Annotated in this window: 23 protein-coding genes; 11 read left to right on the forward strand and 12 right to left on the reverse strand. The window is 46.4% G+C overall.

Annotated features, from left to right (window positions below):
• Positions 1-104: 104 nt before the first annotated feature.
• The 9 genes from Q1A40_RS18430 to mlaF form a co-directional block, all read right to left on the reverse strand.
• Complete coding sequence (locus tag Q1A40_RS18430; RefSeq protein WP_300003121.1) at positions 105-611, reverse strand: hypothetical protein; 507 nt, start codon at positions 609-611, stop codon at positions 105-107.
• A gap of 70 nt (positions 612-681) precedes the next feature.
• Complete coding sequence (locus Q1A40_RS18435; RefSeq protein WP_300003123.1) at positions 682-2,010, reverse strand: VWA domain-containing protein; 1,329 nt, start codon at positions 2,008-2,010, stop codon at positions 682-684.
• A 278-nt stretch (positions 2,011-2,288) separates the two neighbouring features.
• The gene (gene murA, locus Q1A40_RS18440; RefSeq protein WP_300003125.1) at positions 2,289-3,551 is read right to left on the reverse strand and encodes a UDP-N-acetylglucosamine 1-carboxyvinyltransferase; all 1,263 of its coding nucleotides are present in this window, start codon (positions 3,549-3,551) and stop codon (positions 2,289-2,291) included.
• 53 nt (positions 3,552-3,604) lie between these two features.
• Positions 3,605-3,859: a BolA family iron metabolism protein IbaG gene (gene ibaG, locus Q1A40_RS18445; RefSeq protein WP_300003128.1), complete on the reverse strand. Its 255-nt coding sequence runs from the start codon at positions 3,857-3,859 to the stop codon at positions 3,605-3,607.
• A gap of 127 nt (positions 3,860-3,986) precedes the next feature.
• Positions 3,987-4,289 (reverse strand): lipid asymmetry maintenance protein MlaB, encoded by a 303-nt coding sequence (gene mlaB / locus Q1A40_RS18450; protein WP_300003718.1) that lies wholly within the window; start codon positions 4,287-4,289, stop codon positions 3,987-3,989.
• Entirely contained in the window at positions 4,286-4,918 is a 633-nt protein-coding gene (gene mlaC / locus Q1A40_RS18455) for a phospholipid-binding protein MlaC (protein ID WP_300003131.1), read from the reverse strand. The genes mlaB and mlaC overlap by 4 nt, the downstream gene beginning before the upstream one ends.
• Positions 4,919-4,935: 17 nt before the next feature.
• Complete coding sequence (mlaD, locus tag Q1A40_RS18460) at positions 4,936-5,493, reverse strand: outer membrane lipid asymmetry maintenance protein MlaD (RefSeq protein WP_300003133.1); 558 nt, start codon at positions 5,491-5,493, stop codon at positions 4,936-4,938.
• Between the two features lie 4 nt (positions 5,494-5,497).
• Positions 5,498-6,280 carry a lipid asymmetry maintenance ABC transporter permease subunit MlaE gene (mlaE, locus tag Q1A40_RS18465; protein WP_300003136.1) on the reverse strand — a complete coding sequence of 261 codons (783 nt, stop codon included), beginning with the start codon at positions 6,278-6,280 and terminating at the stop codon, positions 5,498-5,500.
• A gap of 5 nt (positions 6,281-6,285) precedes the next feature.
• Positions 6,286-7,101 carry a phospholipid ABC transporter ATP-binding protein MlaF gene (gene mlaF, locus Q1A40_RS18470; RefSeq protein ID WP_300003138.1) on the reverse strand — a complete coding sequence of 272 codons (816 nt, stop codon included), beginning with the start codon at positions 7,099-7,101 and terminating at the stop codon, positions 6,286-6,288.
• Between the two features lie 227 nt (positions 7,102-7,328).
• Here mlaF and Q1A40_RS18475 point away from each other — a divergent pair, with 227 nt between their 5' ends.
• The 11 genes from Q1A40_RS18475 to npr all read left to right on the forward strand — a co-directional run bounded on the left by Q1A40_RS18475 (position 7,329) and on the right by npr (position 15,254).
• On the forward strand, positions 7,329-8,306 hold the full coding sequence (locus tag Q1A40_RS18475) for a calcium/sodium antiporter (protein WP_300003721.1): 978 nt from the start codon (positions 7,329-7,331) through the stop codon (positions 8,304-8,306).
• 16 nt (positions 8,307-8,322) lie between these two features.
• A complete protein-coding gene (gene kdsD, locus Q1A40_RS18480) occupies positions 8,323-9,309 on the forward strand; it encodes an arabinose-5-phosphate isomerase KdsD (RefSeq protein ID WP_300003141.1) in 987 nt (328 codons plus the stop codon).
• Positions 9,310-9,325: 16 nt separating this feature from the next.
• Positions 9,326-9,892, forward strand: a complete 567-nt coding sequence (gene kdsC, locus Q1A40_RS18485) for a 3-deoxy-manno-octulosonate-8-phosphatase KdsC (protein ID WP_300003144.1) — start codon at positions 9,326-9,328, stop codon at positions 9,890-9,892.
• The gene (gene lptC / locus Q1A40_RS18490; RefSeq protein ID WP_300003147.1) at positions 9,889-10,464 is read left to right on the forward strand and encodes an LPS export ABC transporter periplasmic protein LptC; all 576 of its coding nucleotides are present in this window, start codon (positions 9,889-9,891) and stop codon (positions 10,462-10,464) included. The genes kdsC and lptC overlap by 4 nt, the downstream gene beginning before the upstream one ends.
• Positions 10,433-10,984, forward strand: a complete 552-nt coding sequence (gene lptA / locus Q1A40_RS18495; protein WP_300003150.1) for a lipopolysaccharide ABC transporter substrate-binding protein LptA — start codon at positions 10,433-10,435, stop codon at positions 10,982-10,984. The genes lptC and lptA overlap by 32 nt, the downstream gene beginning before the upstream one ends.
• Positions 10,985-10,990: 6 nt before the next feature.
• Positions 10,991-11,716, forward strand: coding sequence for an LPS export ABC transporter ATP-binding protein (gene lptB, locus Q1A40_RS18500; RefSeq protein WP_300003153.1), 726 nt, complete (start codon positions 10,991-10,993; stop codon positions 11,714-11,716).
• A gap of 42 nt (positions 11,717-11,758) precedes the next feature.
• Positions 11,759-13,195, forward strand: coding sequence for an RNA polymerase factor sigma-54 (rpoN, locus tag Q1A40_RS18505; RefSeq protein ID WP_300003156.1), 1,437 nt, complete (start codon positions 11,759-11,761; stop codon positions 13,193-13,195).
• A gap of 22 nt (positions 13,196-13,217) precedes the next feature.
• Complete coding sequence (gene hpf, locus Q1A40_RS18510) at positions 13,218-13,505, forward strand: ribosome hibernation promoting factor (protein WP_300003159.1); 288 nt, start codon at positions 13,218-13,220, stop codon at positions 13,503-13,505.
• An 81-nt stretch (positions 13,506-13,586) separates the two neighbouring features.
• A complete protein-coding gene (gene ptsN, locus Q1A40_RS18515) occupies positions 13,587-14,087 on the forward strand; it encodes a PTS IIA-like nitrogen regulatory protein PtsN (protein WP_300003162.1) in 501 nt (166 codons plus the stop codon).
• A gap of 43 nt (positions 14,088-14,130) precedes the next feature.
• Positions 14,131-14,985 (forward strand): RNase adapter RapZ, encoded by an 855-nt coding sequence (gene rapZ / locus Q1A40_RS18520; RefSeq protein WP_300003165.1) that lies wholly within the window; start codon positions 14,131-14,133, stop codon positions 14,983-14,985.
• Positions 14,982-15,254, forward strand: coding sequence for a PTS phosphocarrier protein NPr (gene npr, locus Q1A40_RS18525; RefSeq protein WP_300003168.1), 273 nt, complete (start codon positions 14,982-14,984; stop codon positions 15,252-15,254). The genes rapZ and npr overlap by 4 nt, the downstream gene beginning before the upstream one ends.
• Before the next feature lie 22 nt (positions 15,255-15,276).
• Here npr and mtgA read toward each other — a convergent pair whose 3' ends face one another.
• From mtgA to arcB, 3 genes are all read right to left on the reverse strand, one after another.
• On the reverse strand, positions 15,277-16,005 hold the full coding sequence (mtgA, locus tag Q1A40_RS18530) for a monofunctional biosynthetic peptidoglycan transglycosylase (RefSeq protein ID WP_300003171.1): 729 nt from the start codon (positions 16,003-16,005) through the stop codon (positions 15,277-15,279).
• Positions 16,002-16,652 carry an isoprenoid biosynthesis glyoxalase ElbB gene (gene elbB / locus Q1A40_RS18535; protein WP_300003174.1) on the reverse strand — a complete coding sequence of 217 codons (651 nt, stop codon included), beginning with the start codon at positions 16,650-16,652 and terminating at the stop codon, positions 16,002-16,004. Before elbB ends, mtgA begins: the two co-directional genes overlap by 4 nt.
• 341 nt (positions 16,653-16,993) lie before the next feature.
• Complete coding sequence (arcB, locus tag Q1A40_RS18540; RefSeq protein WP_300003177.1) at positions 16,994-19,333, reverse strand: aerobic respiration two-component sensor histidine kinase ArcB; 2,340 nt, start codon at positions 19,331-19,333, stop codon at positions 16,994-16,996.
• Positions 19,334-19,928 lie beyond the last annotated feature (595 nt).

Consider the following 19,928-nt stretch of genomic DNA (forward strand, 5'->3'; position numbering starts at 1 on the left):
ATAAAAGCCGCAGGTCTTGCGGTGTTAGCCCTTGGAGAGTCTGTCATTCCTGAATCGCTTAATGCTGTTTAGGTTGGGCTCTGTGAATTGGGAATCCCCGTCCTTCAGGGCGGGGAGCAGTCAATGTGCCAGTAAATCAATTGGGGATTCTGGAGCTCGTCGTTAAGAAACCAACCGGACTGCGGTATATCCCGCTCATTTTTAATGCTGTGGCTGTAAAGCAAAGAGGGATCGTTGACTATTGGCATGATGACCTGAACCCAGGCCAGTTCTTTTTGGCTCAGTAGCTGCTGTGGGTCAGGATACAACAGATGATTTTTCCGTAGGATAAAGATTGAGTCGATATCGCTGTCTTTATCAAGGAGCTCTTTCAGGGATCGGTTATCGCGTTGCATATAGTCAGCGATGGCATTTAAGCGGGTCGCCTTTTGTTGCAGAATCGCCATAATACTGGTGTTAGCTTGCGTAGTTCGCGTCTGCGCCAACGTCTGGGACTGATAATGACGGAGCAGAACTTCGTGCTCAAGAGTACGCACGCCTAAATAAATTATCAGGCTAAAAACCACGATGGTAATGATGACAGAAAACATCAATACTCTGGACTTTCGCATACTCATCAGACTCCCGGAGCTCCCTGTATATACCGGAATAACAGGGAGCTCACTCTACTATCATATGACATCAATTTTTCTGGGTTTTAATATTGTAGTTTTGCTCTTTCAACTCTTTTCTCCATGTATTTTTGTCGCTACTGTCTATTTTATTCAGCATATCTTTGTTATTTTTTGCGCTGGAATCTGCTTTTTCTTTAGCAACTTCAGTATTAAGCGGCAAGCTTTCTAATATGATGGCATTCTGGTTTAGAACCTCTTTTGCTTCTGATATTTTCCCTTCATCCATCAGTTTTACAGCACGCTCACTCTCAATGGCAGCTTTCTGGATAGCAGAGTCAACCAGAACCTCGTCATGCTGTTCCTCACGAACCTTCTGAGCTAAATCGCTATAACGTAAATCTATTTTTTGATTAATCGAATCAACTTGCTTCGTTCCCAGGTTGACATAACGGACATTAATATCTGCCAGGGGCTTCGTTTCGGCATTGCTGCCTTTCGCCGGGATAACTTCCAGCAGGACATATTTTTCCTGGTTAGAATAAAGCTGGTTAAGCTTAACTTTGACTTTATTACCTGTAATATCGCCTTCCCTGCCGAGCAGACGAACAGGGATCACTTGATCCGCTGTTTTAATCGCTACCTCAACATCCTGAGCAACCACAGACATCACATCATTAAATTCGCGGACGAAGATTTTCTCCATATCGCTGGAGTGCTCAACGAAGGCGTGGTTACCGTCGCTGTATCCAGAGATTGTCGTCATCAGATCCTCATTGTAACCGTTACCAATACCAATAGTTGTAATGGCTATCCCCTTCTTAGCGGCGATCTTCGCCAAGTCGGCCAGTTCACTGTTAGAGGTTGGCCCAACATTTGCCTGACCATCCGACAGCAGGATTATTCGGTTGACCTGATCTTTATCCAGATATTTGCTGACCTGATTAATGCCTTTGCTCACCCCCGCGAACAGAGCCGTCATACCACGAGGTTCAATGCTGGCTCTGATTTGATTAATCAACTGCTCTTTATTTTTGACTTTCGTCGCCGGGATCACAACTTCAACGCCAGAATCATAGGCGACTACCGACAATGTGTCATCGCTGTTGAGCATATTAACAGCAGCGATCGCGGCATTTCGGGCATCGATAATACGATCTCCCGCCATAGAGCTTGATCGGTCAATAACTAATGCCAGGTTAATAGGGCTGCGTTTTTCAATTTCGAGGGGATAACCGATCAACGATATTTTCAGATAATTTTTATCCTGGCTCCCTGCTAATACAACCGGTGAAGCAAGTTCAGATTTTACGCTGACTTCAGGGAGTGAAGGCGCTGATTTCGCAACAAATGGCAACGAAAACAGGGACAGTAGCATCACAATACTTTTCAGACTCATGGTCAATCTCCTTATCAATAAATTGAGTCCATTCTTGCTCGCTTTAATCCGCAAGTTGTCTGTTATCTGTATTAAGATGTCAAAAAATCGTAAAAGTTACCTGCTGCAGGTTATTCTTCAGGGCAGCCTGCTGTCAGTGATTTTTCTGGCGGTTTCACGCCATAGATTCGATATCAGCTTGAGTGGTTGTTCAGGAAGAATATTTTCAGGGAGATGAAAGCATCTCCCTGTTTATCGGTGAACTGGCTTTTACCAGCTCATAATGCTGCCCAATAAAATTATTCTTTGTCGCTGATGCGTACAATATTCGCGCCTAAGGCCTGCAGTTTGGCCTCGATACATTCGTAACCGCGATCGATATGATAAATCCTGTCGACAATTGTCGTACCCTCGGCGATACATCCTGCCAGTACCAGGCTTGCTGAAGCACGTAAATCGGTCGCCATTACCTGTGCTCCGGAGAGCTTGTCGACACCGCGACAAATGACGGTGTTACTTTCAATCTCTGCATGTGCACCCATACGAATTAATTCAGGAACATGCATAAAGCGGTTTTCGAAAATCGTTTCGGTAATGACACCCGTTCCTTCTGCAACCAGATTCAGCAAGGTGAATTGCGCTTGCATATCGGTTGGGAAACCCGGATGCGGTGCAGTGCGAATACTGACGCCTTTTGGACGTTTACCCTGCATATCAAGACTGATCCAGTCTTTCCCGGTTTCAATTTCAGCACCCGCTTCACGTAATTTTGCCAGTACCGCATCGAGCGTATCGGGCTGTGCGTTATGACAAATAATTTTGCCCGCAGAAATTGCCGCCGCGACTAAGAAGGTTCCAGTCTCAATACGGTCAGGCAGTACGCGATAAACGCCGCCACCTAAGCGAGAGACGCCTTCGATGGTAATACGGTCACTTCCGGCACCCGTGATTTTTGCCCCCAGCGTGTTAAGGAAGTTCGCAGTATCGACAATTTCCGGCTCACGAGCAGCGTTTTCAATAATCGTGGTTCCTTCAGCCAAGGTAGCCGCACTCATAATGGTCACAGTAGCACCCACACTGACCTTGTCCATTACGATATGCGCGCCTTTCAGACGCCCTTGTACAGAGGCTTTGACGTAACCTTCTTCCAGCTTGATTTCAGCACCCAGTTGTTCCAGGCCTGAAATATGCAAATCTACCGGACGCGCACCAATAGCACAGCCACCAGGCAATGACACCTGCCCTTGCCCAAAACGTGCAACTAAAGGCCCTAAAGCCCAGATAGAAGCACGCATGGTTTTGACCAACTCATAAGGCGCACAGAAAATATTAACCTCGCTAGCGTCGATAAAAATCGAGCCATTGCGTTCTACCTTCGTACCCAGCTGAGCGAGCAGCTTCATGGTAGTATCAATATCTCTAAGATGCGGTACATTCTGAATTTCAACAGGCTCTTCGGCTAACAATGCGGCGAAGAGGATCGGTAACGCGGCATTTTTGGCCCCGGAAATGGTCACTTCTCCACTGAGCTGGGTAGGCCCCTGCACACGAAATTTATCCATTGCAACTGTTCTCTTTTAAATCGAAATTGTGGCCATCAGCTAATACTGACGGATTAAAAACCACTGAGTTTACGATCGCGCGCCCACTCTGCCGGCGTGTAGGTCTTGATTGAAACCGCATGCATGCGATTATCGGCAATGAATGGCATTAAGGGTGCATAAACCGTTTGTTGTTTTTTTACACGACTTAACTCAGCAAATAACTCACCCACCGCTATCACCTGGAAATGACTGCCGTCACCAGAAACGTGGACTTCTTCAAGGGGCAGTGCATTCATCAGCACGGTCTGGATTTCATGATTTTCCATGGCTATATATTCATCGATTAGTGAAAAAGGGTTCCCATCTTAGTGGAAAGTTGCCCCCGCATAAATAACCAAAAAAAACCCTCAAACGAAACGCTCAAGGGCCTTAATGATAATCTGATGAAAATTATCAGGCTGAGCGGTGTGGGAACAGACTTTCCGGCAAATTGTAAAGCTGCACCAGCGTGTGTAAATTTTCACTTATCTGGCGTAGCTCAACATCATTTCCTTGCTGCTTTGCCTCTCCAATAAGGTGAATCAGCAATGCCAGCCCAGCCGTATCGACACGAATCAGGCCACCGACATCAAAAACAGTGACACCTGAAACAGCCTCTAAACGCTGCTGCCAAAGCGGTAACAGTGTTTCACTGTTGAGTTCACCTTCCAGGCGCAGAACCTGGTCGTTTCGTTGCCAGCTCAGCTGCCCCATTATTTTTTATTATCCAGGGTAATAGGCTGACGAGAAATCGCCTGAAGCTGGGCTGTCAGACCATCGATACCTTTAGTGCGCAGCAGATCGCTCCACTCGCTTTGTTTAGTGGTAATCATACTGACCCCTTCCGCTATCATGTCATATGCCTGCCAGTTGCCAGTTTGGCTGTTTTTACGCCACTGGAAATCAAGACGAATCGGCGGACGACCATTGGGATCGGTAATGGAAACACGAATAGCAACAATATCAGCATCACCTAATGGTTTTTCCGGAGCAATTTGATAGTTCTGACCGTTATACATCGCTAAAGCCTGGCCGTACGCCTGCTTCAGATAGTCGCCAAACGCAGTGAAGTAGGCATCACGTTGTGCCGGAGTCGCTTCCTTGTAGTAGCGTCCTAATACCAGCGCACCCGCATATTTTACCTGCACATAAGGCAGTAGCTCTTCACCAACAATTTCACGTAAATAGTCCGGGTTCTGGCGGATCTTCGGCTGCTCAGCTTTCAGACGCTCGAAGGTTTTCTCTGCGGCTTCATTCATCAGCTTATAAGGATTAGTCTGGTCTGCTGCCAGGGCAGCCAACGGCGCACATGCCAGCACGGCAATCATTACGAGACGCTTAAACATATTACTTTCCTCTTTGGTTAGTTCGTCGCATTAGCATGAGGGGCAACATCATGCGGCTCTTGAGTGGCATTATTACCCTGCTCAGCAGGTGGGTTCTCTCCATCACCACTACCACTTTTATATAAAAACTGACCAATCAGATCTTCGAGTACTAATGCCGACTTGGTGTCTTGAATCGTCCCACCATCTTTAAGAATACTGGAACCTAACTCGGGGTCATCAAAGCCCAGGTTTAACGCAAGGAATTGTTCACCCAGTAAGCCAGAAGTACGGATAGATAAAGAACTGGTATCAGGAATCTGATCATAACGTGTCTCAATATCTAACGTGACACGCGGTAAGTAGGTTTTTGGATCAAGCTGAATATCGTCAACACGTCCAATCACCACACCACCCAGTCGCACTGGCGAACTCACTTTTAGACTACCGATATTGTCAAATGTTGCGTAAATCTTATAAGTCGGTTCGCTACGCAATGAGGTAATATTGGCCACTTTGAGACACAAAAATACGACAGCGGCCAGCGCCACCAGTACAAAGAATCCCACCCAAACTTCTAGTTTTTTTGTTTGCATGAACTTAATTCCCAAACATCAGTGCTGTTAGCACAAAATCGAGGCCCAAAACGGCCAGTGAGGCGTGCACTACTGTGCGTGTCGTTGCCCGGCTAATACCTGCGGAAGTCGGGATCGCATCGTATCCGTTGAACAGCGCAATCCAGGTAATAGTTATCGCGAACACGACGCTTTTGATCAGGCAGTTTACTAAATCTATACGCCAGGATACGGCATCTTGCATCGCTGACCAGAAGAAGCCGGTATCAATACCTTTCCAGCTTACGCCAACCAGTTCTCCTCCCCAGATCCCCACGGCCACAAAAATCAGCGTCAAGAGAGGTAAAGAGATGATCCCGGCCCAAAAACGTGGTGACACGACACGTCGCAATGGATCAACTGCCATCATCTCCATACTGGAGAGCTGCTCAGTCGCACGCATTAAACCAATCTCTGCGGTAAGCGCAGAACCCGCGCGTCCGGCAAATAGCAGTGCAGCGACCACCGGACCGAGTTCACGTAACAAGGAGAGTGCGACCAGCATGCCCAAACTCGACTCGGCGCCATAGGTTGTCAGTACCAAATAGCCCTGTAAACCCAGAACCATACCGATAAAAACACCTGAGACGATAATAATCAGCATCGATTGCACGCCAACATAATAGAGCTGACGCATCAATAACGGGGCATGTTTACGAAACTCTGGTTTACCCACCAGCGCATTGAATAACATTAATCCGGCACGTCCGAATGCCGCGCAAGTTTTCAAACCACGCCGCCCCAGAGATGCCAGTGCATTTAGCAACATGAAACTTAACTCCCTGTTCCGAATAAAAGATCTTGTTGATAATCACCGGCAGGATAACGGAAAGGAACCGGGCCGTCCGCAATGCCATCAAGAAATTGTCGTACCCGAGGATCCTGATTATCATGGAGTTCGCCCGAACTGCCTTGTGCGACAATATGCCTGTCAGCAGCAATATAGGCGTAATCGGCAATGCTGAGCACTTCCGGAACATCATGGGAAACCACCACACAGGTAACACCCAGTGCACTGTTAAGTTCAGAAATCAGCTTAACCAGCACCCCCATAGTTATCGGATCTTGTCCGACAAAAGGCTCGTCAAACATAATCAAGTCCGGCTCCAGGGCAATAGCACGCGCCAGAGCGGCACGACGCGCCATCCCACCAGATAATTCAGAAGGCATGAGTTTCGCGGCTCCGCGTAATCCGACTGCCTCCAGTTTCATCATCACCGTACTGTGCAGTAAAGGTTCGGGTAACCGTAAGTGTTCGCGCAAAGGATAAGCGACGTTTTCAAATACATCCAAGTCTGTAAACAGTGCTCCTGACTGGAATAACATGCTCATACGCTTACGGACGGTGAACAGTCGCGAGCGTGACATAGCGGGAATATTTTCGCCATCAAACAAAACTTTACCGCTATCTGGCACAATCTGTCCGCCAATCAGGCGCAAGAGCGTCGTCTTTCCGATTCCCGACGGCCCCATAATCGCAGTGATTTTCCCACGTGGTACAGTCAGCGATATATTGTCAAAAATCTGTCGATTACCTCGGGTAAAACTGACCCCCTGGAGCTCAACAAGATTCGCCTCTGCCTGATTCATTATCTTTCCTTTTATAAGCCTGGCGATAAGCATGGCTTTAAAACCAAGTCACTACCCACCATTTTTACAGAATATTACCTACCAAGGTTAGCGAAAGCTGGCATTTGTTTTACTTTTCTACCGTATAAAGTCAAAATTAGGAATGATGGACAATACTTACAACGATGAACATTTGAAATGCCTTCATGGTTCATTAGTTGATGGCTATACCTTATAAAGGATTTGTCATGCTGTTAGCGATGGCTTTACTGATTATCGGCTTGCTGTTGGTGGTTTATGGTGCCGATCGCTTAGTTTTCTCGGCAGCAATACTGTGCCGCAGCATAGGGGTTTCTCCATTAATTATTGGTATGACAGTTGTCAGTATAGGGACATCACTGCCTGAAATCATTATTGCCAGCGCAGCCGCCCTGCATGGACAACTCGATCTGGCTGTAGGAACAGCTATTGGATCGAATATTACCAATATTATGCTTATTCTTGGGCTGGCCGCGATGTTGCACCCTTTCGCCGTGGACTCCGATATTCTGCGCCGGGAACTGCCCCTGATGCTGTTAGTCAGCCTGCTCGCAGGCCTGTTTTTATTCGACGGTGAACTCAGTCAAATAAAAGGCATCTTACTGCTGGTTATCGCCGTATTATACCTGCTGTTTATTATTAGGATAGGTCGTCTTGCTGAGCGAACGGGCAGTGATAAACTCACTCGTGAACAAGCCGCAGAGTTACCTCAAGAAGGCAGCCTTTCCGTCGCTTTTTTATGGCTTGGTGTTGCATTAGTCATCATGCCAATTGCCACCCAAATGGTGATTGATAACGCCACAGTGCTCGCCCACTACTTTGGCGTGAGTGACTTGGTCGTCGGTTTAACCATAATTGCTATTGGTACTAGCCTGCCGGAGCTGGCCACTGCCATTGCAGGGGTACGTAAAGGTGAAAATGATATCGCTATTGGCAATATTATCGGTTCCAATATCTTTAATATTGTTTTTGTACTCGGGATCCCAGCGCTCGTAGCACCCGGCGACTTTGACCCACTCGCTTTTGCCCGCGATTACTGGTTGATGTTAGCAGTGAGTGCTGTGTTTGCCATACTTTGCTGGCGAAAACCCCGGCAGGTCGGCAAGCAGATTGGTGCGCTATTAATCTGTGGGTATATCATATGGGTTGTGGTGCTCTGGTGTTTCGCACCGCCTGTTGTCGGATAGAACGGAAAACAAAATTATGCTCAAGACAGACTTAGCTACGGACTTTGACTTTCAACAGGCAGGGAAAGATGTCCTCCACATTGAACGTGAAAGTCTGGCACAGCTGGAACAGTATATTAATGACGATTTTTCAAATACCTGCCGCAAAATATTTGATTGTGCAGGTAAGGTGGTCGTCATGGGCATGGGCAAGTCTGGTCATATTGGAAAAAAAATAGCCGCAACCTTTGCCAGCACCGGTACGCCAGCATTTTTTGTTCATCCCGGTGAAGCAAGCCACGGTGATTTAGGAATGGTGACCCCTCAAGATATTGTGATTGCAATATCTAACTCAGGCGAATCAAACGAGATACTGGCACTGATACCGGTATTAAAACGCCTGAAAGTCCCACTGATTTGTATGACGGGCAGACCTGAAAGCGCAATGGGAAAAGCCGCGGATATTCATCTGTGTATTCATGTGCCACAGGAAGCCTGCCCTCTGGGTCTGGCACCAACCTCAAGTACCACCGCAACCCTGGTAATGGGAGATGCGCTGGCTGTAGCCCTTTTAAAAGCGCGAGGCTTTACCGCTGAAGATTTCGCTCTTTCGCATCCCGGTGGTGCACTGGGCCGTAAACTGCTACTACGGGTTAGTGATATTATGCATACTGGTGCAGAAATCCCTCATGTCAGTAAAGAGGCCTCGCTGCGTGATGCCTTGCTGGAAATCACCCGGAAAAATATGGGAATGACGGTAATCTGCGATGATCTGATGAAGATCGAAGGTATTTTTACCGATGGTGACTTGCGTCGGGTATTCGATATGGGTGCTGACTTACACACCTTACGTATTGCAGATGTCATGACAGCAGGCGGAATTCGCGTTCGCCCGGGCACGCTTGCAGTGGATGCATTGAATTTGATGGAATCACGCCATATTACTTCTGTAATGGTGGCAGATGGCGATCATTTATTGGGCGTAATACATATGCATGACATGTTACGTGCAGGCGTAGTTTAATTAAGGATTCGTATTAATGAGTAACAGTGATGTGCTACTGAATACCTGCTATGGGCCGGTGAGCGCACAAATCATGGCACGTGCTGCGGCGATACGCCTGCTGATTCTGGATGTTGACGGTGTGATGTCCGATGGCCTGATTTATATGGGAAATAACGGTGAAGAGCTCAAGGCTTTCAACGTGCGTGACGGTTACGGCCTGCGTTGTGTCCTCACTTCAGGTATTGAGGTGGCTATTATTACCGGGCGCAAAGCTAAATTACTGGAAGATCGTTGCCAAACTTTAGGTATTTCTCACCTTTTTCAGGGACAGTCCGATAAACTGATTGCCTATCGTCAGCTATTATCTGAGCTGAATTTAACTGCTGACCAAGTTGCCTATATTGGTGATGACCTTATTGACTGGCCGGTGATGGAACAAGTGGGGCTGAGTGTTGCTGTCGCTGATGCACATCCTCTTTTACTGCCCAAAGCAAGCTACGTTACACGTATTAACGGTGGGCGTGGTGCTGTGCGGGAAGTCTGTGATCTGATCCTGATGTCACAGGGCTTGCTTGATGAGGCCAAAGGGCTATCTATATGAGTAGAACCAGACGCTGGATTATTATTTCTCTATCAATAATTGCTATAATTTTGATTGGCTTGAATATCACGGGTATCGATAAAGATGAACCGATTGTCGTCAATAATGATGAGCCAACCTATACCAGCGAACAGGCAATTACTCGAGTTTACAATCTTGCCGGTGGCTTGAATTATCGGTTAATAACAGAAAATGTTGAATATTTTTCGGCAGATTCTACATCATGGTTCACGAAGCCGGTGATGACTCAATATGATGAAAAGAAGCTAGCTACCTGGGAGATCCGAGCCGATCGCGCGAAACTCACCAATGAGCGCATGCTCTATTTATACGGTAATGTTGTGGTCAATGCGCTGACACCCGATGCGCAGCTGCGTAAAATTACCACTGATAACGCCAGTATCAATTTAACCACCCAGGATATCTCGTCTGATGACCAGGTGACACTTTATGGTACCAGCTTTAATTCCAGCGGAATGAAAATGCGTGGCAATCTTCGCAATAAAACCGCCCAGCTGATTGAAAAGGTTAAAACCTCTTATGAAATCCAGACGCAACAAACTCAGCCTTAGCCTTGTACTGATCGGTACACTGTTTGTGACCCCGTTTTCAGCATGGGCATTAACGGGGGATACCAATCAACCCATTCACATAGAGTCTGATCAGCAATCACTGGATATGGACGGTAATGTTGTTACCTTCACCGGAAATGTTGTTGCTACTCAGGGCACGATAAAAATTAATGCTGATAAAGTCGTAGTAACACGACCAGGTGGAACCCAAGGGCAGGAAGTCATTGATGCCTATGGTAATCCAGCCACTTTTTATCAGATGCAAGACAACGGAAAACCGGTGAAAGGGCAAGCTTCTAAACTGAATTATCAGCTGGCAAAAGATTTTGTCACTCTGACGGGCAATGCCTATCTTGAGCAACTGGATAGCAATGTCAAAGGAGACAAGATAACCTATCTGGTGAAAGAGCAGAAAATGCAGGCGTTTAGTGATAAAGGCAAACGCGTTACCACCGTTCTTGTTCCTTCCCAGTTACAGGATAAAAACGGTCAGCAATCGACGCAGCAGAAGAGTAACTAATTCGTTATGGCAACCTTAATTGCAAAAAATCTTGCGAAGGCCTACAAGAAACGACGTGTCGTTGAAGACGTTAGCCTGACGGTTAATTCAGGTGAGATTGTTGGCCTTCTCGGCCCCAATGGTGCCGGTAAAACGACCACTTTTTATATGGTTGTCGGCATCGTACCGCGTGATGCAGGCAATATCATCATTGATGATGAAGATATCAGTTTATTACCCCTGCATGCCCGGGCGCGTCGAGGTATCGGCTACCTGCCGCAGGAAGCATCCATTTTTCGTCATCTGAGCGTTTTTGATAATCTGATGGCAGTATTACAGATACGTGATGATCTGACGCCAGAACAGCGTGACGACCGCGCCAATGAGCTGCTGGAAGAGTTCCATATTCAGCACCTGCGTGACAGTATGGGGCAGTCACTATCCGGGGGAGAACGTCGACGTGTTGAAATCGCTCGCGCCCTGGCAGCAAACCCAAAATTCATTCTGCTAGATGAACCCTTTGCTGGTGTTGACCCGATCTCGGTTCTGGATATCAAACGTATTATTGAGCATTTACGCGACAGCGGGCTCGGTGTTCTGATAACTGACCACAATGTGCGTGAAACGCTGGCAGTATGCGAACGTGCTTATATTGTCAGTCAGGGGCATATGATTGCCCATGGAACGCCGACTGAAATTCTGGAAGATGAGCAGGTGAAACGAGTCTACCTGGGAGAAGAGTTCAGGCTCTGACTCCGTGACGCGACGCATGTATAAAGGATACTGACACTGATTATGAAGCAAGGTTTGCAATTACGGCTTAGCCAACAGCTTGCTATGACGCCACAACTACAACAGGCCATTCGCCTGCTGCAGTTGTCGACGCTGGAACTTCAGCAAGAGCTCCAGCAAGCACTGGAAAGTAACCCTTTGCTTGAGCAAACCGATCCGCATGATGAAATTGATATTCAGAATGTGGCAGACACTGACAGCCTGGATACGCGTGAAGCACTTGAACAAAAAGATATGCCAGAAGAGCTGCCGCTGGATGCCAGCTGGGATGAAATCTACACGGCGGGTACACCTTCCGGAACAGGTACAGACTACATTGATGACCTGTTACCGGTCTATCAAGGCGAAACGACTCAGTCACTTCAAGACTACCTGACATGGCAGGTCTCTCTGACCCCCTTCTCTGATACCGATACCGCCATTGCCACCGCCATTGTTGATGCGGTTGATGATACGGGGTATCTCACCGTCTCAGTGGCGGATATTCTGGAAAGTTTAGGTGATGATGAAATCACTATCGAAGAGGTAGAAGCGGTTCTTAAACGTATCCAACGCTTTGACCCGGTCGGCGTTGCAGCCAGGGACTTAAAAGATTGTCTGTTGGTTCAGCTATCGACGTACGCGAAAGAGACGCCATTCTTAGCCCAGGCGCGCCTTATCGTTAGTGAGCACCTGGACCTGTTAGCGAATCATGACTTCCGTAATCTGATGCGTCTTACCCGACTGAAAGAAGAGGTTCTGAAAGAGGCTATCGAATTGATCCAGTCGCTGGATCCTCGTCCGGGTCAGTCGATTCAGATGGATGAACCTGAATACGTTATTCCTGATGTTCTGGTACGAAAACACCTGAATAAATGGACTGTCGAGTTAAATTCAGAAAGTATCCCGCGTCTTAAAATTAACCAGCAATACGCTGCAATGGGCAATAATAACGCCCGTAATGACAGCGACTCGCAATTTATTCGTAGCCATCTGCAAGATGCCAGATGGTTGATAAAAAGTCTTGAAAGCCGAAATGATACGCTACTTCGCGTCAGTTGCTGTATTGTCGAGCAACAGCAAGACTTTTTTGAATATGGGGCCGAACATATGAAGCCCATGGTACTCGCCGATATCGCTCAGGCAGTTGAAATGCATGAGTCGACTATTTCGCGCGTGACCACGCAAAAATATCTTCACAGCCCAAGAGGTATCTTTGAGCTAAAATACTTTTTCTCAAGCCATGTTAATACAGAGGGGGGCGGTGAAGCGTCCTCGACAGCAATCAGAGCATTAGTTAAAAAACTGATTGCGGCAGAAAACCCGGCGAAACCACTCAGCGACAGTAAACTCACCTCATTACTCTCCGAACAGGGTATTATGGTTGCTCGCCGAACAGTTGCGAAATATAGAGAGTCTTTATCCATCCCACCGTCAAATCAGCGTAAAAAACTCGTTTGACTCCACTGATAAGGAAGACAATATGCAGCTCAACATTACTGGCCAAAACGTAGAAATTACTGATGCTCTGCGTGATTTTTTGAATACCAAGTTTGCAAAACTGGAACAGTACTTCGAAAGAATTAACCAGGTTTATATTGTCTTAAAGGTAGAAAAAGTGACTCAGATAGCGGATGCTACGTTACATGTAAACGGTGGGGAATTGCACGCAAGTGCAGAAGGTCAGGATATGTACGCCGCGATTGATGGTCTGATTGACAAATTAGCTCGTCAGTTAACTAAACATAAAGACAAATTAAAACAACATTGATAATCCAGGCATTCACTGTGCTTTATCGGCCCGTTTACTTCCGGTAACGGGCCGTTCGCATAAAAATGCTTAGGTGAACTTATGACAAACAACGATTCCATTTTGCAATTGAGCAGTGTTCTTAGCCAAGAATGTACCCGTAGTGTCGTCCACTGCCAAAGTAAAAAGCGTGCGCTGGAAATTATCAGCGAACTGGCAGCGAAACAACTCGGCCTGCCCTCTCAGGTTGTCTTTGAGGCAGTTCTCACGCGTGAGCGTATGGGAAGTACCGGTATTGGTAATGGTATTGCGATTCCTCATGGAAAAATTGGAGAGGATGTAAAAGCAGCTGTCGGGGTTTTTATTCAGCTGGAAACGCCTATCGCTTTTGACTCGATAGATAATCAACCCGTAGACTTACTTTTCGCCTTACTGGTACCAGCCGGACAGACGAAAACGCACCTGCATACTCTGTCCTTGGTCGCAAAACGGCTGGCCGATAAAAATATCTGTCGGCGCTTACGGTTAGCGAGTAATGATACGGATCTCTACAATATCATCACAGACACGAATACCTCTGTTGATGATACCCGTAACGAGTAAAATGTTGTGACAGAAAAGACAGCTAAATCTGGAGAGTGAGCATATGGTACTGATGATCGTTAGCGGTACTTCAGGGTCGGGGAAATCTGTAGCTCTGCGCGCACTGGAGGATATGGGATTTTATTGCGTGGATAACCTGCCGGTCGTATTACTACCCGAACTGGCAAAGACGCTAAGTGGCCGTGAAATTTCAGCGGCAATCAGCATCGACGTGCGTAATATGCCAGAATCACCGGAAATTTTTGAGCAGGCTATGGATAATCTGCCGGATGACTTTACTCCGCAGCTGCTCTTTTTAGATGCCGATCGTAATACACTGATTCGACGTTATAGTGATACACGTCGCCTGCATCCTTTATCCAGCAAGAATCTTTCGCTTGAAAGTGCTATTGATGAAGAAAGCCATTTACTTGAGCCTCTGAAGTCCCGTGCAGACCTGATTATCGACACATCGGAAATGTCAGTACATGAATTGGCCGAGATGCTCCGTACTCGTCTGCTTGGCAAACGTGAACGTGAACTGACAATGGTATTTGAGTCGTTCGGGTTTAAGCATGGGATCCCGATAGATGCAGATTATGTCTTTGACGTGCGGTTTCTGCCAAACCCTCACTGGGATCCTAAATTGCGCCCAATGACAGGTCTCGATCGTCCCGTAGCCGCTTTTCTTGACAGGCATACTGAGGTCCATAACTTTATTTACCAGACCCGGAGTTATCTGGAGTTATGGCTACCGATGCTGGAAACTAATAACCGTAGTTATCTGACGGTCGCTATTGGTTGTACCGGGGGTAAACACCGTTCGGTTTATATTGCAGAACAACTTGCAGATTATTTTCGTTCACGCGGTAAAAATGTCCAGTCACGCCACAGAACGTTAGAAAAACGTAAATCATGACAGTAAAGCAAACGGTTGAAATCACTAACAAGCTGGGCATGCATGCCCGCCCGGCGATGAAACTGTTTGAGCTGGTACAGAGCTTCGATGCTGAAGTGCTGCTTCGTAATGAAGCGGGTACCGAAGCCGAAGCAAGTAGTGTGATTGCCTTATTGATGCTTGATTCTTCACAGGGGGGGCATATCGAAGTCGAAGTCAGTGGACCTCAGGAAGAGCAGGCGCTGGCCGCTGTGATAGCCTTATTCAATGCAGGATTCGATGAAGACTAATCAGGTCTTCATTTTCCCCTTTTTACTGCAGATTATGCTGTTTCATAAATGACTCACCGCCCAACTGGCGCATCTGGCGCAAAATCCAACGCTGACGCTGAATAACATAGCCTGATGGTGCATTCACCTTAAACCGTATCGGATTAGGGAGTACCGCGGCTAACAGCGCAGCCTCTGCCTGAGTGAGCTGTCTGGCCGATTTTTTAAAGTAATGCCGGGCCGCAGCCTCAACACCAAAAATCCCCTCACCAAACTCAGCAATATTCAAATATACGGTTAAAATGCGTTTTTTACTCCAGACCGCTTCCGTCACCAGGGTTAATCCGGCTTCCAGCCCCTTACGCACCCAGCTACGTCCGTCCCACAAAAAAAGATTTTTCACCGTTTGCTGTGAAATTGTCGAGGCACCGCGGACACGATTCTCGTTACGTTCATTGTAAGCCAGCGCTTTCTCGATAGCACCAACGTCAATGCCCCAGTGATCGGGAAACTTTTGATCCTCGGCAGCAATGACCGCCAGCCCCATCCACGGAGAAATATCATCCATGCTGACCCAGTCAGAATGCGCCCGATAGCTAAAATCCCCCTCTAACCAGGCACTGACTTGCCTGTCAACCATCACGGCTGAAAAGGGAACCGGTATCAAACTAAACAGCACTATTCCGGCTAACCATAATCCGATAATAGCCAGAACAGCACGCAAAATAATGCGCTTTAGCCTATGAAACAGAGTAAAGCGCCGCTTTGTCATGCCAGTACCAGTACACGAGAGACCAGTTTATTGATACCCGCTGCTGCCTCATTTATACGCGTTGCCAGCATATAAGCGGGTGTCGTCACCACTTTGTGCTCTTCATCGACCACAATATCGTCTACCGGACAAGGCACGTGCTCAGCCCCCATATCTTCCAGCATTTCTGCGGTATCGATGTCTGTTCCGATGGTGATACGTAGCGGGATCTCAAGAATTTTAGGTAACATAACGGGAGCAATGCACATAAAACCCAAGGGTTTCCCTTGAGCATGGCAGTCACGTACCAGCCTGGTAAAGTCATCATCTACCGTACAATCGATTCCTTCGGTCGCAAAAGTACTTAAATTTTTTGCGGCGCCAAAACCGCCGGGGACGATTAATCCGTCAAGATCTTCAGCGTTTGCTTCATGTAAAGGCCGAATATTTCCTCGGGTAATACGTGCTGCTTCCTGCAGTATCGAGCGTTGTTGCTCAACCTTATCTCCCGTCAGATGATCAATCACCTCAGACTGGGTTTTATCTGGTGCGAAACAAACGGCTTCAACTTCTGATTCGGCGAGCGCCAGCAGCGTTAATACTGCTTCATGAATTTCACTGCCATCGTAAACACCACAACCACTCAACACTACGCCAATTTTTTTCATCTGTTCCTTCCCATACAAGCTTACTGGAATAATTTATTAACAATAATTAACGCATTTTTCGGCTTTATATAACAACATTTCAAATCTTTGCTATCTTGTATATAGCCAAAATAATTCAAGTTGCTTGTAGACTCCCAGTTCAGCCCGTCGATGAGCATAGATAAACTATGTCATTCAGCGGACTGGACGCAGGTAACACCCAGGCAACTTGAAGTATGACGGGTATAGTGCGACAAGGATTCGATTAATGGTTGTACTACACAAATCAAGCAACAAATCAAAGTACAACGTCATTTTCCCTGGTGTTGGCGCCGTATTCGCGCACCCCGGCTTCGCCGGGGTCATTTTTTTCCAGCCTCAGCAACCCAGGCTTTTAAGACATCCACATCATGCTGCCATTCATGTCTTAACTGCTCTATCCATTCACCGACATTATCAGACCATGCGGGTAAGTCTGGTGATTGAATTTGCTGGGCTATTTGCTGTAAATGACGCAAACCTACCGAGCCTGCTGCACCTTTGATTTTATGTCCTTCCTCAACAATACCTTTATCATCTCTGGCAGTCATATTAGAGTCGAGCACATCCAAGTATCCAGGCATCATTTTTTCAAACATCTGGAGCCCGTCGATAATTATCTTCGCCCCTACCAGGTCAATATATTGTTCAAGCATTGGAATATCGAGTAAAGCCTTCTCTGTTTCAGCAACGGTATTCACCGGTGCCAGAGTGCCTTCAGTATCCTGCGCATCCCAGTATTTTCGAATAATCGACATTAATGCGGGCACTGCCAGCGGTTTACTCAGTACATCATCCATACCGGCGTCGAGATATTCTTTTTTATTCTTTAACACATTCGCCGTTAATGCCACCAGCGGTGGGAGTGACGCTTTATCAAAACGCTGATTAAGTGCGCGCGAGATATCCATACCGGTCATATCTGGTAGCTGAATATCCAGCAGTATCAAGTCGTATTCACCAGGAACAAACATCTCTAGCGCTTCTTTTCCGGTCATGGCAATATCAACGCTGTTGCCCAGTTTTTCCAGTACTGAGCGGGCAACCACGACATTTAACTCAATGTCTTCTACCAGCAAAACATGTAAAGCTGGCAACGGCATATCATCATCCAGGGTATCTTCAACTTCTTCAGCAACACTCGGTGCATGGACTTTCAGCATAAATACGGCCCCCTCACCTGGAGTGCTGCTCACGGTAATATCGCCCCCCATACTTTTTGCCAGACGGCGTGATACCGCAAGTCCAATACCAGTACCGGTTGCCGGTTTACCGCCATGCTTATCTTTGACCTGGTAATACATAGCAAAAATTTTATCTTGCTCGTCCCGAGGGATACCAATACCTGAATCCTGAACTTCAAAACACAGGCTCTGGTTTTCTTCATAGCGAATACGCACCGTAACCTGTCCCCCCTTAGAAGTAAATTTCACCGCATTACTAATAAGGTTCCATAAGATTTGACGCAGTCGAGTTCCGTCAGTGACCACCTTGTGGGGCACGGGAAGCAGCGGCTCCATCACAAAAGTCAGTCCTTTCTGTTGCGCCTGTAGCCCGGAGAGATTTTCGAGTTCAGCCAAGAAACTGGTGAAATCTATTGGCTGGTTATCAAGCTGAACTTTATGACGTTCAAGCTTATCCATATCAATAATATCGTTAAAAATATTACCCAACGTAATTGCTGAAACATGGATAGTTTTCAGATAGTTAGTTTGTTCATCCGTCAATTCAGTATCAAGCAGAATACGGCTCAGGCCAACAATACCGTTAAGTGGGGTACGGAGTTCATGACTGATAGTGGAAATAAAGGTGGTTTTATCCCGGCTGGCCCGCTCCAGAGCCTCCTGATAGCGCTTACGTTCGGTAATATCACGTCCAAAGCCCATTAAACCATGACGTTTCCCCACACGGTCATAGTAGGGCACTTTACGGATCTCAAAACAGGCTTTACGTCCATCCGGGTATTCAAGCCACTGTTCGTAGGTCAGAGAAACGTTATGACGAAAGACTTTCTCATCCGTCTCGTTCACCTTTAATGCTGCATCGGCAGAATAGACATCCTGAGGTTTCAGTTGAATAAGCTGCTTTTCACTTTTCCCCGTCAGTAGCTCCATTGCCCGGTTGCAGCCTGAAAACTCTTTGTCTTCATTACGATAAAAAACTAAGTCTGGCGAAGCATCAAGGAAGGATCGTAAAAAAGAGGATTGTTGCTCAAGTCTGATTTGCGTCACTTCACGTTCCTGCATTTCAACTTTAAGCTGTTCCAGCATGTTATGACGCTCGGTCTCTGCTTTAACACGCTCAGCAATTTCCAAATTCAGCTGATTAATATTATCTTTCAGTTGTACATTAAGGCTCAGGTCTCGCTCGCGCATCTCTTCTAACTTATCGACCATTTTCGATAATCGCTGCCTGGACTCTTCAAGTTGTTCGACGACTATCGATAAAAAATAAACCGCCCAAGGCGTAATCAGCAAACCAAAGAAAATAGAGCGTACAACATCAATACTCTCAACCCGCCCGCTCATCAACAGAGTCACCGCCATTTGTACGACCATGGCTGTCACCACCAAGGCCGAGGCTAGCAGCAGAGAAAAACGTACCAGACCGAGCTTGACCATTAAATCGACGTAATACTGCGCTAATCTTCGGAGTTGTTTCATTGGTGATTTCCTTTACCACAGAGACATTAAATATACCGCAAAATGAGCAACAGCCCAGACTTAAAGCCTGGAATGATTCTTGTCTCTTTCTTCTGCTCACATACCGTTATTGCGCTGTAAAAAGACAGATAGAATACCCAATAAATCTATTGACTAATTTAGTGAATAGAATAATCTGGTACATCCCCATAATAAATGGGGAATTATACTGCCATTTCTACATAACTTTGACGATGACACAGATCAACAGTCACGGCGGAGCTATACCTTTTGCATATTAATGCACATAAACTGCAGATTTAGTCTGTCCTCAGTAATAGCTTTTTCTTATATCTCACCATTTAACTTTGTAAAATGTTATAAAATCCTAAAAAACAGCTAATTACTTCACAATTGACATTGCACATAGTTTTTAATCCTAAAAATATCAAATATATTAGAGGAATGTTAAATTAAAAACGCTCACAAACAGTGAGTAAGATCACAAAAAACAAAGCATTCACTTAACCCTGCGCTAGCAATAAAATATATAAGCAATTGATTTAAAACACATTAAATAGCAAGCATTCTATTCCCCTGACAAAGCAATGCTATT

Origin of the sequence: uncultured Cedecea sp. (assembly GCF_947498825.1) — a bacterium.
Lineage (GTDB): Bacteria > Pseudomonadota > Gammaproteobacteria > Enterobacterales > Enterobacteriaceae > JGM124.